At 60.1% G+C, this 14,563-nt stretch carries 9 protein-coding genes; 2 read left to right on the top strand and 7 right to left on the bottom strand.

From position 1 onward, the window contains the following. Nucleotides 1-17 precede the first annotated feature (17 nt). The gene (locus DBAC_RS13190) at nucleotides 18-572 is read left to right on the top strand and encodes a LemA family protein (protein WP_015774803.1); all 555 of its coding nucleotides are present in this window, start codon (nucleotides 18-20) and stop codon (nucleotides 570-572) included. Nucleotide 573: 1 nt separating this feature from the next. Further along, complete coding sequence (locus DBAC_RS13185) at nucleotides 574-2,454, top strand: DUF2207 domain-containing protein (protein ID WP_015774802.1); 1,881 nt, start codon at nucleotides 574-576, stop codon at nucleotides 2,452-2,454. An 89-nt stretch (nucleotides 2,455-2,543) separates the two neighbouring features. Here the strand turns inward: DBAC_RS13185 and DBAC_RS13180 are convergent, their stop codons facing one another. The 7 genes from DBAC_RS13180 to DBAC_RS13150 form a co-directional block, all read right to left on the bottom strand. Then, nucleotides 2,544-3,395, bottom strand: coding sequence for an HDOD domain-containing protein (locus DBAC_RS13180; protein WP_015774801.1), 852 nt, complete (start codon nucleotides 3,393-3,395; stop codon nucleotides 2,544-2,546). A gap of 2 nt (nucleotides 3,396-3,397) precedes the next feature. After that, nucleotides 3,398-5,278, bottom strand: coding sequence for a GspE/PulE family protein (locus tag DBAC_RS13175; protein ID WP_015774800.1), 1,881 nt, complete (start codon nucleotides 5,276-5,278; stop codon nucleotides 3,398-3,400). A 102-nt stretch (nucleotides 5,279-5,380) separates the two neighbouring features. Next, a complete protein-coding gene (locus tag DBAC_RS13170; protein ID WP_015774799.1) occupies nucleotides 5,381-7,081 on the bottom strand; it encodes a sensor histidine kinase in 1,701 nt (566 codons plus the stop codon). 21 nt (nucleotides 7,082-7,102) lie between these two features. Then, on the bottom strand, nucleotides 7,103-7,354 hold the full coding sequence (locus DBAC_RS18520; protein WP_015774798.1) for a hypothetical protein: 252 nt from the start codon (nucleotides 7,352-7,354) through the stop codon (nucleotides 7,103-7,105). A 253-nt stretch (nucleotides 7,355-7,607) separates the two neighbouring features. Beyond that, the gene (locus tag DBAC_RS13160) at nucleotides 7,608-10,253 is read right to left on the bottom strand and encodes a cytochrome ubiquinol oxidase subunit I (RefSeq protein WP_015774797.1); all 2,646 of its coding nucleotides are present in this window, start codon (nucleotides 10,251-10,253) and stop codon (nucleotides 7,608-7,610) included. After that, on the bottom strand, nucleotides 10,250-11,317 hold the full coding sequence (locus DBAC_RS13155) for a hypothetical protein (protein WP_015774796.1): 1,068 nt from the start codon (nucleotides 11,315-11,317) through the stop codon (nucleotides 10,250-10,252). The genes DBAC_RS13160 and DBAC_RS13155 overlap by 4 nt, the downstream gene beginning before the upstream one ends. 145 nt (nucleotides 11,318-11,462) lie before the next feature. Then, nucleotides 11,463-14,543 carry an EAL domain-containing protein gene (locus tag DBAC_RS13150; protein WP_167320942.1) on the bottom strand — a complete coding sequence of 1,027 codons (3,081 nt, stop codon included), beginning with the start codon at nucleotides 14,541-14,543 and terminating at the stop codon, nucleotides 11,463-11,465. Nucleotides 14,544-14,563: the final 20 nt, after the last annotated feature.

Below are 14,563 nucleotides of genomic sequence, written 5' to 3'. Positions count from 1 at the left end.
TCTGTCATGGAGGCATCATGATCGCTTTTCTTGTCGTGCTCGCCCTGGCGGTCGCCATTTTGCTGTGGGCCATCCTGCTCTATAACGGCCTGGTGCGCATGCGCAACATGGTACAGGAGGCCTGGAGCGGGATCGACGTGCAGCTCAAACGGCGCACGGACCTGATCCCCAACCTCGTGTCCACGGTCAAGGGGTACGCCGAGCACGAAAAGGGCACCTTGGAAGAGGTCATCCGTCTGCGCGGCCTGGCCCAGAACGCCCATGGCGTGGGTGAGACGGCCCAGGCGCAGGGGCTCCTGGGGGCGGCGCTGGGCAAGCTCTTCGCCCTGGCCGAAAGCTATCCGGAACTCAAAGCCAACGCCAATTTCGCCCAGCTGCAGGCGTCCCTGGGCGAGATCGAGGAACAGATCCAGCTGGCCCGGCGTTATTACAACGGGGCCGCGCGCAATCTGAACATCGCGGTGGAGTCGTTTCCGTCCAACCTGGTCGCCGGACGCTTCGGCTTTGAAAAGGCGGAATTCTTCGAGCTCGAAAGTCCGTCGGAGCGGGCCGTGCCCAAGGTGGAATTCTAGGATGGCGGGCATCCGTATCCGCATATTTCTGGCCGCGCTGTTCACGCTGCTTTTCTGCGCGCCCCTGCTGGCCGAGAGCGAACGAATCCTCGATTTTTCCTCCCTGGTCCTCATTGATCCGGACGGGTCCATGGTGGTCACCGAGACGATCACGGTCCAGGCCACGGGGGCGCAGATCAAACGCGGCATCGTGCGCGAGTTCCCGACGCTCTACACCGGTCGCGACGGGAGTCGGGTGCGCGTCGGGTTCACGCTTCTGGACGTGAAGCGCGACGGCGTGACCGAGCCGTACCACACCGAGAACATGTCCAACGGGGTGGCCGTCTATGTCGGCAGCAAGGATGTCTTTTTGCAGCCGGGCCGTTATTCCTACAGCCTCATATACCGCACCACCAGACAGCTGGGTTTTTTTGACGATCACGACGAACTCTATTGGAACGTGAACGGCAATGGCTGGCGCCTGCCCTTTGACCAGGTTCGCTGCGAGGTGCGGCTGCCGGGCGAGGCCCGGGCTCTTGAGGCCGTGGCCTACGAAGGACCCATGGGTAGCACGGACAGCCGCGCTTTTCCCGCCGGCGGACAGCAGGAGGTGACCTTTGTTTCTTCGCGTCCGTATGCCCCCGGCGAGGGGCTGACCATCGCGGTGTCCTGGCCCAAGGGCTTCGTCACTCCGCCACCGGTCACGGAACAGGCGGCGCAGGTCCTGGCCAGAGGAGGGGGGGTGCTTCCCGTGGGCATCGGAGTCGCTTTGCTTGCCATCTATTATGTCCTGGCCTGGATGAAGGTCGGCCGCGATCCGGCCAAAGGCGTGATCATACCCCGTTTTGCGCCGCCGCACGGATTTTCTCCAGCCATGGTCCGCATGTTGTGGCGCATGCAATTCGACAACGGAGCCTTCACCGCGGCCGTGGTCAACATGGCGGTCAAGGGGGCGCTGAAGATCGGCGACAACGCGAAGATGCACCTGACATTGGCCGACCAGGCCCCGGTCAGCCTCTCCATGGGCGAGCGGGCGGCCTGGGACGAACTGCGCAAGGCCGGTACAAGCATCGAGCTCAAGAATGTGAACCACAAGGTCATCAGAGGCGCCAGGCAGGCCATAAAGGACAAACTGAAGAGGGAGCTGTCCTCCAATTACTTCCTGTCCAACACGGGCTGGCTTGCGCCGGGGCTGGCCATCACCCTGGCCTCGGTGGCGGGCATGGTCTGGGCAGCTTCTATTCCTCCCGAGGCGCTCTTCCTTTGCGTGTGGCTGACGTTCTGGACTTTCGGTTGTTTCACGCTGGTGCGTCAGGTCGGCACGGCGTGGCAGGGCAGGGGTGTTCGGGGCAAGATCTCGGCCCTGGTGCTGTCCGTCTTTGCGATCCCATTTCTGGCGGCTGAGGCGATTGGGTTGTGGTTTCTCTCCAGCCAGCTTGGGTTCGCGGTCATGTTCGGGTTTGGGGTCATGATCGCCATGAACGCGCTTTTCTATGAACTCCTGAAGGCGCCGACGCGCATCGGGCGTCAGACTTTGGACGAGATCGAAGGCTTTAAGCTCTATCTTTCCGTGGCCGAGGAGGACCGGCTTAATTTCATTCATCCTCCGGATGAGACTCCCGAGCTTTTTGAGAAGTTTCTGCCCTACGCCATGGCGCTGGGCGTTGAAAACCAGTGGGGCGAAAGGTTCGCGCGCCTGCTGGATCAGGCAGGATACGAGCCTGGCTGGTATGAGGGCCGTCACTGGAACCGGATGCACCCAGGCGTTTTCGCGTCAAGCCTGGGGAGCGGCATGCAGTCTGCCGTGTCCTCGGCCTCATCTGCGCCGGGCAGTTCCTCGGGCATGGGCGGGGGCGGCTCGTCCGGCGGCGGAGGCGGTGGAGGCGGCGGGGGCGGATGGTGATTTCGTGACATGAAAAACAGCAGGGGCCGGTTCAAGCGAACCGGCCCCTGCTGTTTTCAAACGGCAAACAGGAGAGGATCGCCGGATAATCAGCCCACTTCCCCGACAAATTCGACGTAATCCTCCATGGTCAATTCCAGTTCGGCGACCTTGATCTCGGAGAGGTCCAGTTGAATCGCTTCGGGACTGGTCGCCAGATCGATATCGGGGGTGTGCATGATCCCGATTCCGGCCTTGGCCAGGACCTTGTTGGCCAGGCTGACTATGAGCAGAACGACATCCTGGCCGTCCATGCTTTCATCGTGGTGATGCTCAGCCACCGTGCAATAGATCTCCGGCAGGTTCCATTTTTTGAGCAGTTGCGCTCCGATGCTTTGGTGCAGGGTGTCGAGAACTTCCTCGATAAAAGTCTGCGGAACGTCTTCGCCCAGCTGTCCGCTTTGTTTCAGGTCGGCGATGGCCATGAGCAAAAAGGCCTTGCCGATGTCGTGCAGGAGCCCTGCGAAAAAGGCTTCATTCATCTTGCTTGGCAGCCGGCATTCCTTGGCGATCCATTTGGCGCCAAGGGCGCAGGCCACGGAGTGGATCCAGAGCTGATCCATGTATTCGCGGATGAAGGGGTCCGGAGTGGTGAAGGATTGTTTCTGGGTCAGCAGGGTGACCAGGTTGGAGACTTCGGCCAGGCCGAGGCGGACCATGGCGTTTCTGACCGTGGTCACTTCGATCATGCCCCGGTAAAAGGATGAGTTGGCGACCTTGAGGAGCTGGCCGGCCACGGCCGGGTCCCGCAGAATCTGCTTTTCGATGACCTGCATATCCGGGTCGGGCCTCGCCATTTCCTGCTGGATGGCAAGGCCGGTGCGATTGAAGGGCGGGAGCTGCGCCTTGTCCGAATTCACATGCTCCTTCAGGATTTCGATAAAAGACTTGGCCTCGTTCATTGCTAAACTCCGAGCAGGCGGCGGGTTTCTTCCAGTGGGCGTGGTTTCAGAACGAGAGGCAGGCAGCGCATGACCTCTTCCAGAGTGGTCTGGCCTTCGGCGGCCTTGACCAAACCTTCCTCGAACAAGGTCACAAGCCCCGCGCTCTCCAGGGCGATCTTGCGAATGTCGAAGCTGGTCCGCCGCTCCAGGATGGCGGCACGGACCATTTCATCGAGAATGAGCAGTTCGAACACCGCGATGCGGCCTCGATACCCTGTGTAGCGGCAGTGGGCGCAGCCCGTGCCCTTGCGAAAATTCGAGCCCTGGATCGTGGCCTGTGTGTAGCCGAAGAGCTGCAGCTCGCCGGGGCTTGGCTTGTACGGCTGGGAGCACTCCGGGCAGATGCGCCGCAGCAGGCGCTGTGCAACCACGCTGACCACGGTGGAGGAGATGAGGAAGGCCTCGATGTCCATGTTCATGAGCCGGATCAGGCCGCCGATGGAGTCTTCGGTGTGGAAGGTGGTCAGGACCTTGTGCCCGGTCAGCGCCGCCTGCACGGCCACCTCCGCCGAATAATTGTCGCGGATCTCGCCGATGAGGATGACGTCGGGGTCCTGGCGCACGATGTGACGCAGGGTCTCCTCGAAGGTCAGGTTGATCTTGGGATCGATGGAACACTGGGAGATGCCCGGTATGACGTATTCAACGGGCTCTTCGGCCGTGATGATGGACAGGAGCGGCGTGTTCAGGTGGTGGATGCAGCTGTAGACCGTAGTCGTCTTGCCCGACCCGGTGGGACCGGTGATGATCACGACGCCGCTGGGTCTGGACAGCGCACCTTCAAGGAAGCGCTTGAGAATCTTCGGGTACATCCCGACGCTTGCGATGTCGATGAGGTTGCCCTGCCGGTTCAGCAACCGCAGCACGATGGCCTCGCCGTGGATGGTCACGTAAAAGGAGGCGCGCATGTCGAGTTCGCCGCCGGGGTATTCGAACAGGATGCGTCCGCCCTGGTGGCGGCGCTTCTCGGCGATATCCGCCTTGCACATGATCTTGATGCGGCTTGAGATGTTGGGGATTATCTCGCGCGGGAAGTCCTTGTAGGGTTCAAGCACCCCGTCCCGGCGGAAGCGGATGCGCAGGCGGTCGGGGAGGGGTTCCATGTGGATGTCGCTGACGTCGAGTTCGATGGCGTCGAGGATGATGCGTTCGACGATGCCCGAGGCCGAATCGTCATCAAGAGATTCCTTGGTCTGTGATCCGCGTTCGAAGCGCTGGTAGGTCTCGATGATGGACTCCCGCGTGGCGATGGCCGGCAGAATCCCTTCGGGAAAAATGGTGCGCGCCTCCTCCTGGTCGTCCATGTCCAGCACATTGGCAAAAGCCACGACGACCTGATGCTCCTGTCTCTCGATGGGCACATAGGATGCCTTGTTTCTGTACGTGACCGGAATCTGATGCAGAAGGGAGACGTCGAGGTTGGTGAATCTGGGATCGACAAAGGGGTAGCCAAGCTGCATGGAGAGCGCTTCAAGGAGCTTGAATTCCTTGATGAAATTGTTGTTGACGAGGACTTCGCCAAGCTTTTGCGGGGTCTTGCTCGTGCGCTGGATCTGGAAGGCGGCTTCAAGGTCTGCCTCGCTGATCAGTCCGAGTTCCAGCAGCAAACTTCCGATGCGCATGGACAGCTTGTTCTTGCGGATGGCAGCGGTGACCTGGTCGGCGGTGACGTACCCGAGTTCCTTGACGATTTCGAGCAAAGGTTTGGGGCGGACGAGCTTTGTACGTAGCCGCGCCGCATGGAGCGCCTGTTTTTCCGAGAGCAACCCTTCTTTGATAAGGATGTCGATGAGTTCGCCGTGGCTGGCGGGCTCGCTGTTATTGGGATTATCCTTGGGCATTGGGGCTCCACGGTGAGAGTTGATCAGTGGCGAAAAGGTCTTACAGAGAGAAAATTATGGAGTCAAATTGAGAGGATGGCTCCCTCTTGTCAGACGAAAGAGTCATTTCGGGGAACTCGCAGGCAGGCGGACATGAAAAACGCATCCTTGGCCAGGGGCGGAGTCCACGCTGATGGAGCCGCCCATTTTGGAGAGAAGATCCCGGCAAATGGACAGGCCCAGGCCCGTACCTTTGCCGGCGTCCTTGGTGGTGAAGAACGGCTCGAAAATCTGGGGCAGAATGTCTGCGGGGATGCCTTGCCCGTTGTCCTCGACATCGATGCGCACGAAGCTGTGCTCGCGGAAGGAACGCAGCTGCACCATTCCGTCGTCGTGCTCGATGGCGTCGATGGCGTTGTTGACGAGGTTCAGTATGATCTGCTGGATTTCCGCAGGCGAGCTGTCGACTTCCCCCGCGTTGGGGTCGAGGCTCAGCCTGATTTCCACGTTCCGATATTTGGCCTTCTGCCGCGCGAACCCGGCGATGTCGTCCAGCAGCGAGTTGATGTTCACCGCCTTTGTGGCGCTGTCGGCCTTGCGTGCGAAACTGAGCAGCTTGTGCGTGATCTCCCGGCAGCGGTGGCCCTGGGTGGTGATGGTTTGCAGGGATGAGAAGATTTCTTCGGTGTTCTCTTCACTGTGCGGGTCATCCGATTTGAGCAGATCCTGAATCCAGCCCGCGTTCTCCATCATGATGGCCAGGGGATTGTTGATCTCGTGAGCGACCCCGGCGGCAAGTTCGCCAATGGCGGCCAGCTTGCCTGCATCCATGACGTGTTTTTGCATCTGCTGCAGTTCCATTTCGGCTTTGAGCAGGCGTTGCTCCGTCCGTCTGGCCAGAGCCAGCGCGGTGACGACGATGCCGGCGAAGCCGGCGATGATGATGGCCAGGGCCAGAAGGCGGGCCTTGAACAGCGGTCGCAGCAACTGGGCCTTGGGCTGATGGATGGCCAAGATGTTGCCTGTGGATCGCAGTGGGGCGCAGCCGTAAAGACTGACCTGGCCGTTTGCGCCCTTGGCTTCGAGTACGACAGGCCTGCCTTCGGGGAAAAATTGCTGGGCCAGCAGGTGCGCGGCCTCTCTGCTGCCCGGTTCGGCGCCACTGCCGGCGCTGTACGCGCCCTGGCGGTCCAGGAAGAACGCTCCTCCCGGTCCTCCGGGATGAAAGAGGCGGATCTTTTCCTGAATCAGGTCCGGATCGAGGTGAGCCCGCAGTAGCCAGGCGGTCTGTTCGGAGGTGATGCGTACGGCAAGAAAGCAGGATGTCTCGCGCAAGGCCAGATTGCTGACAAACTGCGGGCGGCTTATGGCCTGCGCAAACCATGATTTTTCGACGGGGACTGTCTGCGATTTGTCGTCGGTGGTACCTGCGATGATCGTGCCGCTTGCGTCGACGAGGTCAAGGCCGATGAAAACGCCTTGATAGGCGTTTTGCAGCGAGTGCAGGCGGGCGCGCAGATGGCCGGGGTCCGACAGTTCCGGGATGGTTGCGGCGCCTGTCTCTTGCCGGAGGTTGGAGATTTTTTCTTCGAGGAAGCTGTCCAGGCTCTGAACCGAACTCATGGCTTTTTGCGCCAGGAGCGCGTGGGTTTTTTCCCGGAACGCCGTATCGTAAAAGACATAGCCCAGGGTCGCGATGCACAGGATCGGCACCATGGCCACCAATATGGAGAGGACAGTCAATTGTCCGCTCATGAGGCGCGGAGACGTTTTGGCTTTGTTTGTCAGGGGCGCGTGGTCTTTGACTTCAGAGGGTTGGGTCATGGTCCGTCCGAAAGATGCGGGTCATTTGTCCCGGTTTCGAATGTCCTGTCGCCAGGAGTTGAGGGGAGCGCAGCATCCCCCGCCGGTATGTTGATTGCGGCGGATTCCGTCTCCGGATGCGCCTTTAAGCATGGTCCGGCACAGGTAACGCCGTGCTTCGTCGCTCCAGAAAAGTTCGGGACAGCGGGGCAGATAGCCATGGCGGCGCAACGAATCCGTGCACTGGTCATGCAGACAGCACCAACCACAGCCCACACAGGGCAGATACGACATGCGATTCTCCGTGTGTTGAGGGGGCTGTGCCGGAACGTAAAGCTTATGAAACTTTTGTGGAAGCTAGCTCAAGGGCATGTGATGGTAAAGTGAATTCTGGCATTAAGGAGTAACCGTGACGAGCTGGCTGAAAAAAACGTTGGCGGGAGTCCGTACCGGGGCGTGGTCGCAGACTGCCCGGCGGGAAACAGGATGTGGATATCTGCGAATGTGAAGGACCGGGGCATTTCTGCCCCGGTCCGGGTGTCGTAAGTTAGAGTGCGCCGAGAATGTTGGGATGATGGAATTCGTCGTACATGTCCTCGGTGTGGCAAACCGCGCAGTTGCCCTTGCTCCCGATGGGACCCGGGTGGCCCTGGTACTGCAGGGGCTGGATGGCGTCGAGATCCGGATGAAACGCGTTTGTGGCAGGATATTCGGCGTGGGTCGAACCATGGCATGATTCGCACATGAGTCCCGCGTCATCGGTGCGCATGCGGTAAAGCCCTTCCGGTCCTCGCACCCATTGGTTGAAAGCCGAAGGCTCCGCGTCTTGCGGGCGCTCGAAGTCCACATGGCAGTTCAGGCAGTCCGGTTGATCGTTCCACGGCGCGCGCGGTTCGATTTCTTCGACAGAACCGACCAGTCTGGGCTTGATGTGGCGCATGAGCAGGTCGGCCTTGGGCTTGCCCGCCTCTTTTTCCCCGCGCAAGAGCGACAGGGAGTGGTCTTCCAGCGTGCCGTGGCAGTTGACGCAGGTCAGGCCCTTGCTCGCGTGCGCGCCCCTGGCGCAATAGGTGTAGCTGTCCGGCCCGGTGGGATGGCAGGAGTGGCAGGGCTCCGCGGCGGGCTGGCCGGACAGGTAGTTGGCGTGGAAACCGTGGATGGCGGCCGGAAGGTTCAAAAGCTCCGGATTGCCCGTGGCTTTGAGCAGCGGATCAGGGTGGCAGCTCTGGCAGAGCACGGGTTTGCCCGCCTCGGCCTCAGGCAGCAACCGGGTTTTGTGACGCCGATCGTGTCTGGCCAGCACGTCCGAGGCCGTGGTCACGGAAATGCCCATGGTCCCCTCATGCCGCCAGGTGCCGCCATGGCAGTTCTTGCAGCCGATTTCCGTGGAGACGGGAGCCAGAACCTTGGTGGTGGCCAGGATCTCGCCGCTGGCCGTGTCCTTGGCTTCGATGGTGAAGACGGGGTAGGGGTTGATGGTTCCGTCGTCCATGTAGGGCAGCACGGGGATGCCGTCCGCCACGAAGTTCGTGCCCTGTTCGCCGAGCTTCATCACGCCTGACATGCCCAGCCCCTTGGCGCTGACGTTCTGGGGCAGCTCCTTGCCAACCAGGGACGGCGCGTATTTCCAGAACTCCACATGGTTGGCCGGATTTTCGAAGCCCGCGGGGGCGGTGTACGTGATTTCGACGTCCTCGGTCACCAGTTCAGGCAGGGGGCCGCGCCGGATGAGCTGGGCCATGAGAGTGCTGCCCGGGGGCAAAATGGAGAAGCGGCTGTCGCTGTCGGAGAGGCATTTTTCGCCCAGCGTGCACCAGGACAGGAGCACATACTCGGCTTCATCCGCGTTGAAGGCCGGGACTTCAAGTTCGACTTCCGGGCGGGGTCGGGCGTGCTGCTCCGTCACGGGAGCTTCGACCAGGTCATGCACGATGTAGGCGGCCAGGGCCTTGCGCTCCTGCGCGGTGCCGGCAAAACGCGGCATATACGAGTATATCTTGCCCATGCCCGCGATCTGGGCTTCGAGACCAACGGTTCCGAACTGCGCGCTCAGGCGTTTGATGTTGTGCAGCGGCCCGCCGATGGAGTGGCAGGCGGCGCACTGGCCGCGAAAGATCTCACGGCCTGCGGCCATGGCGTTTTCGGGAGTGATCTCCTGGTTCTGATTCCAGCCGGAGGTCTGCAGAAAGCCTTCGGCGGCGATGGCGTCTTCAGTGCCGACCAGAATGGCGTTGGAATACATGTAGCCATGGATCAGGTAGGGCCTGCGGCCGGCTTCGCGCATGGTTTCAAAACAGCCCATGTACAACAGGCCGATGACGAGCAGGACCAGCGCCATGGGGCGCTTGATCGCGGCAGGCATGCGCACGGCCATGATCAGTCCGCCGGCAAAGAGAACGACTGATATCCACAGAAAGCCCTGTAGGTACGGGGCGATTTCCGGGTTTGCGCCCAGGACCATGGCCTGCGGCCCTTCGGGCAGCACGTGCACATACCACCACCCCGACAGGAGCAGGAAGGCGAAGGGAGCCAGCAGCCATGTCGCGCAGTAGCGGACCAGGGTTTCGCGGGTCTTGGGATCCTTTTCCCAGGTGGCGGTGACGAAGCCGTAAAGTCCGGCCAGAATCAGGGCGATGAACGTCCTGAATGCCAGTGCCGGCCAGAAGGAGGGGTTGAAGAGTCCGTCCCAGAAGTCTTTTGTCTCCAACCAGTCGCCGGGGGTCAACATGAAGCCGATGATGCCGTTGATCATGAACAGCGACATCCAGCCGAAGAAGAAATAGAGCCAGCCCATGGTGAGATGGTTGCGCCGCCCCATTTTTCCGAAGGTGTAGAAATAGATGAACAACGATACGATTTCGCACAGGAAAAAGACCCATTCGATGGCCCAGGCAAAGACAAAGGTGTGGATGAGCTGGCTCGTGGCCGCAGGCGCGACCAGCGAGATGATGAACCAGATGCCCACCCCGGTGATTCCGCCCAGGACCATGGTCACGAGCAGGAAGAACTTGGTGTGGCGCTTTGTGTAATCAAGGATTGCCGGGGACTGCCTGCGATATCCCAGATGTTCGGTGAGAACGAGAAAGAGGCCGCCACCCACGGCAAAATGGGCGATATAGACATGAAATACGGCGATGAGCGCGATGAGCAGACCGCCGCCGGCCCAGTGGAGTTCCCAGATTGGAAAGTTCATGAGCGCACCTCCGAGTCCGTGGCGGCGGTGCGGAGCATCCAGGCTACGACGCACAGACCGGCCGCCAGGATCAGGATGAAAAGGGCAAGCGGGAGATACTGGCCGGTGACGACGCGGTCATTGACCTGAAAATACGGGGTCAGATAGGCGTCCCGGACCATGTCGCGCAGCAGGATCATGAGGATTACGGTGGTCAGCGACAGGGCCGTCGACGTGCCGACATTGTATCTCAGCGCGTTGCTGATGCTGAAGATGCCCAGGCTCGCGCTGAACGCGAAGATCAGGGTGTGGGGCAGGGATCCGCCCAGCAGGAGGTGTTTGACGGGTTCGGGCAGGGCGGAGAGGAACCACAGGCCGAGCGCCATCTGCACCATGGTCGTGTAGGCGTACCAGTTCATGCCGTGCCGGACCCAACGCTGCGCTGCGGGGTCGTTCTTGACTTTTATTCTGTAAAAAATGGCCAGCGCCAGACCCGCCACTGCAATGGATGACGCGACAAAGTGCAGGTAGCGCGGTAGCACGGTCGGATCGCTCAGGTTGAGCAGCGTACCCCATGGATTGTCGAAGTATGTTGCCCAGCTGGCAGGGCTGAGCATGAAGGTCATGTTGTTGGTGAAGATGAAGGCGGTGACCAGGAGGCACAGGGTGGTCACGGCGATGAAGATCGTGCGCAGGCTGCCCAGCGGCACATAGCGGAAATCATAGATGTAGGCGCTTGCGTACGCGACGATGACCAGCCCTACGATACCCAGCCAATACACGGCCATGAGCACGCTGCTGGTGTAGAGGAATTGCCCGTATAAAACCTGCATGAAGAGCAGGGGCGCAACGCCGAAGTTGACGGCGAAGGCGATGGTGAAGGGCAGCTTGGTGGAAATCGATTTGGTCAGAGCTTCCGTGTCGGCCTTGCCGCGCAGATGGTGGACCAGGGCGATGACGGAAGCGCCGAGCATGATGTTCATGACCAGAATGTGCAGGATGAACGTAAGGACCTGAAAGAAGTAAAACCAGCCCCATTCCACCGGGATGGGGAGGGCGTGCGGGATAAGCTGGGTGGGGTCCATGAACTTCTCCGTTTTTTGGGTGCTGGTTGCCGGGAAACGCTTGCCTATGAACCTGATATATATCCAATTCAGGGCTTGGCGTCAAAAGTTGCAGACATTATTTCATGCCTGTGCTTACGAAATATTCGCTCCTGCATTGTTGCAATCATGTTGTGTTCTGTTTTTTGAGCAGTTCTTGAAACTGCGCGGCGGGCACCGGAGGTGAAAACAGGTAGCCCTGTCCAAGCTTGCAGCCCAGTGATTTGAGCAGCAGGAATTGTTCCCGGGTTTCTATGCCTTCGGCCAAGGGGATTATCTCCAGGCTGATGGCGATGCCGAGCATGGCGCGAATGAGTGCGAGCGAGGACTCTTCCGGCAGGTTTTTCACGAAGGACTTGTCGATCTTCAAAACATCGAAGGAAAGGGACCGCACGTACGACAAGGATGAGTAGCCGGTCCCAAAGTCGTCGAGGGCGCTCGAAACGCCCATGGCGTCTATGGACTCGAGTATGCTGCGCACCTGCTCGATGTTTTCCATGTATACCGTTTCGGTGACTTCAAGGGTCAGCTGACTTGGGGGCAGCTTGCTGGCCTCAAGGACGCGCTTCACTTCCCCGGGCAGGTTTCCGCGTTGGAAATGCCGCGCGGAGATATTGCAGGAGATGCGCAGCCGCCCCAATCCGGCTTCATCCCAGCCCCGGGCCTGGTGGCAGGCCTGCGACAGGACGCTGAAGTCGATGTCGGTGATGAGGCTTGTCTGCTCTGCCACGGGTATGAAATCCACTGGAGAGATAAGGGTGCCGTCCCGTTTGCACCAACGCGCCAGGGCTTCGGCCCCAACAATTTTCTGGGTTTCGAGGTCGATGACCGGCTGGAAGAAGGCGACAATTTCTCCGGAGTCCAGGGCCAGGCGCAACTCCCTCTCGATTTCCATCCGGCGCTGGGCTTTTAAAGTCAGCTCCGGAGAATGGAACCGGTAGATGTTCTTGCCGAGGGATTTGGCCTGATACATGGCCAGATCCGCGCACCGGATCAGTTGTCCGGCCGTGTTCCCGTCTTCGGGGAAGATGGCTACGCCGACGCTCACGCTGAGATATGTTTCAGAATCTCCGAACTGGAATGGCGCGGAAAGGACGTCGATGAGTTTTTGGGCCAGCTGGGCGTACTCGTCCTTGGAGTTGTTGGCATCGGATACGATGATGAACTCGTCGCCGCCGAGGCGGCCCACCAGCTCGGATGTCTTGAGGATGGAAACAAGCCGCTGCCCCGCCTCCATGAGTACGACGTCGCCCACGGCATGTCCCCAGGAGTCGTTGATGACCTTGAAGTCGTCGAGGTCGAGCAGGAAGACGGCGAGGCTTCCGGTTTCAGGGGACAGGGCCTGCACCGTGCGGTCCAGCCTCTCCATGGCGCTGAGGCGGTTGGGCAGGCCGGTCAGAGCATCCGTGTAGGCGAGTTCATGCAGCTTCCATTCGGCGTTCTTGATGTCGGTGATGTCGAGCAGGAACGCAATGGATTGCTGGGTGCGCGGGATCATGGCCACGGTGAGCTTGACATGATGCAGCTCTCCCGAGGAGTCCATCAGCCGCGCTTCGTAGGTTCTGGGCGCAATGGCTTCGTCCTGGCGTCTTTGCGCGTGGTAACGAAGCATCCTTTGCACGTCATCCGTATGGAAAAAGCGCGTCCAGGAGGGGCTCTGGCGCATGTCGTCCTGTGTGACCCCGGCCAGGTGGAGAAATTCCGTGTTGGCGACGTCGATGGACGTATCCTCGTTGATGAGGATTCCTGGCGTGCCGGTGTTTAAGAAAATCGCGCGATAACGCTCCTCGGATTCCTCCAGGAGGCGCCGCGTGCGTTCGATCTCACGGATGTCCCAGAATGTTTCAAGCAGATATTCCTGATCGTTTCGGGTGATGATGGTCACGGATTTGAGGATATCGATCCGTTCACCGTCACCGCCGAGAAACTCGCATTTGTAATTGTCGAGGTTCTGCCCGAAATCACAGACCGGGCATTTCCCGATTTCAGCGCCGCAGGTGAACTGATGGCAGACCTTGCCCACAATGTCCTTTTCGGACCGACCGGCCAGGGCGCTCGCATATGGGTTGGCGCTGACGATGACCTTGTCTTCCTTGCGGATGAGCATGACGCCGACCTTGATCGCGCCCAGGATTTCCTTGAGAAAGCGCTCGTTCTCACGGATGGACTCGAATGCTGTGTCCACCAGATTCGAGAGCTGGTCTATTTCGTCGCATTTTTGATCCAGCCTGCAAAATTGCGCGTCCGGAGCATCGTTTTTGACGCGCGAGCTCAGCAGCGACAGACGGGACAGGATGTTTTTTTCGAGAAAGGCGAAGCCGCTGAAGAAGCCGATCGCTCCGAACACAATGAGCACCGCGAGGCTGGTTTTCATTGTCGAGCGGGCCAGGATGGTCAGTTCCCTGGGGGCATTGGCGATGATGGCTACGGGCGGGCCGCCTGCAGCGTCGGAAAGAAGCAGGGCGCTCCAGATGAGGGCGCGCTCGGGAACAACGAGGGCTTCGCCTGACGCCGGAGGATCGGTTTCCAGCACGCGCATGGCTTGCGGCAGCGTTCCGTCTTCGGTGACGTGGATTTGCAGCGCGAGTTCCGTGCGCAGGGTCAGCTTTTCAACGTAGGCAGCGTCGATTTTCTGGATCATCCACAGCCGGCCGCGCGCCGGCCCGGTCTGCTGGGATGTCAGCACCGCGCGGTTTGCGGCGATCCATAATGAGCCGTCGACGTTCACCAGCGCGGGGGCGCCGCTGAAAAGATCTTCGGGGGGCGAGGAGAGGCTGATTCTTTTGACATAGCTGAGCAGGGCCTTGCTGGGGGCTTGGAGCGCATCTCCGTCGCGGGACATCTGCGAGGCATGCAGGATCTCCCCTTCCTTTGTCACGAAAACGATGACGCTGAGGCCCTGGTTGAGGAACACGTCCGGAGTGATGTTGCTTTCCGCATACTCCTCCGAGGCTGTAGACATGAATTGATAGGTGTCGTCCCACCACGCCCAGTCTTTGAGCAGGTTGTCGACACGTTGCATGTCTTGCTGCAGCGAGTTCCGCGCACGACGTATATTGGCGGCGGCCAGGTCGCGCTCGAAGGTGTCGAGGCGGTCGATGATGATCAGCCCGACTATGAGTACGCAACCGACGCCCATGGCCATGAAAATCGCAGTAAGCGTGACAATCGCCCGGGAGCGCAGGGATGTGAAAAGTTTTTTTGCCATGGGTCGCTTCATAGATATGA

It is taken from the genome of Desulfomicrobium baculatum DSM 4028 (genome assembly GCF_000023225.1).
GTDB classification, from domain to species: domain Bacteria; phylum Desulfobacterota; class Desulfovibrionia; order Desulfovibrionales; family Desulfomicrobiaceae; genus Desulfomicrobium; species Desulfomicrobium baculatum.
Note: the sequence above shows the minus strand (reverse complement) of the source record. Positions and strands in the feature narration are given on the sequence as shown.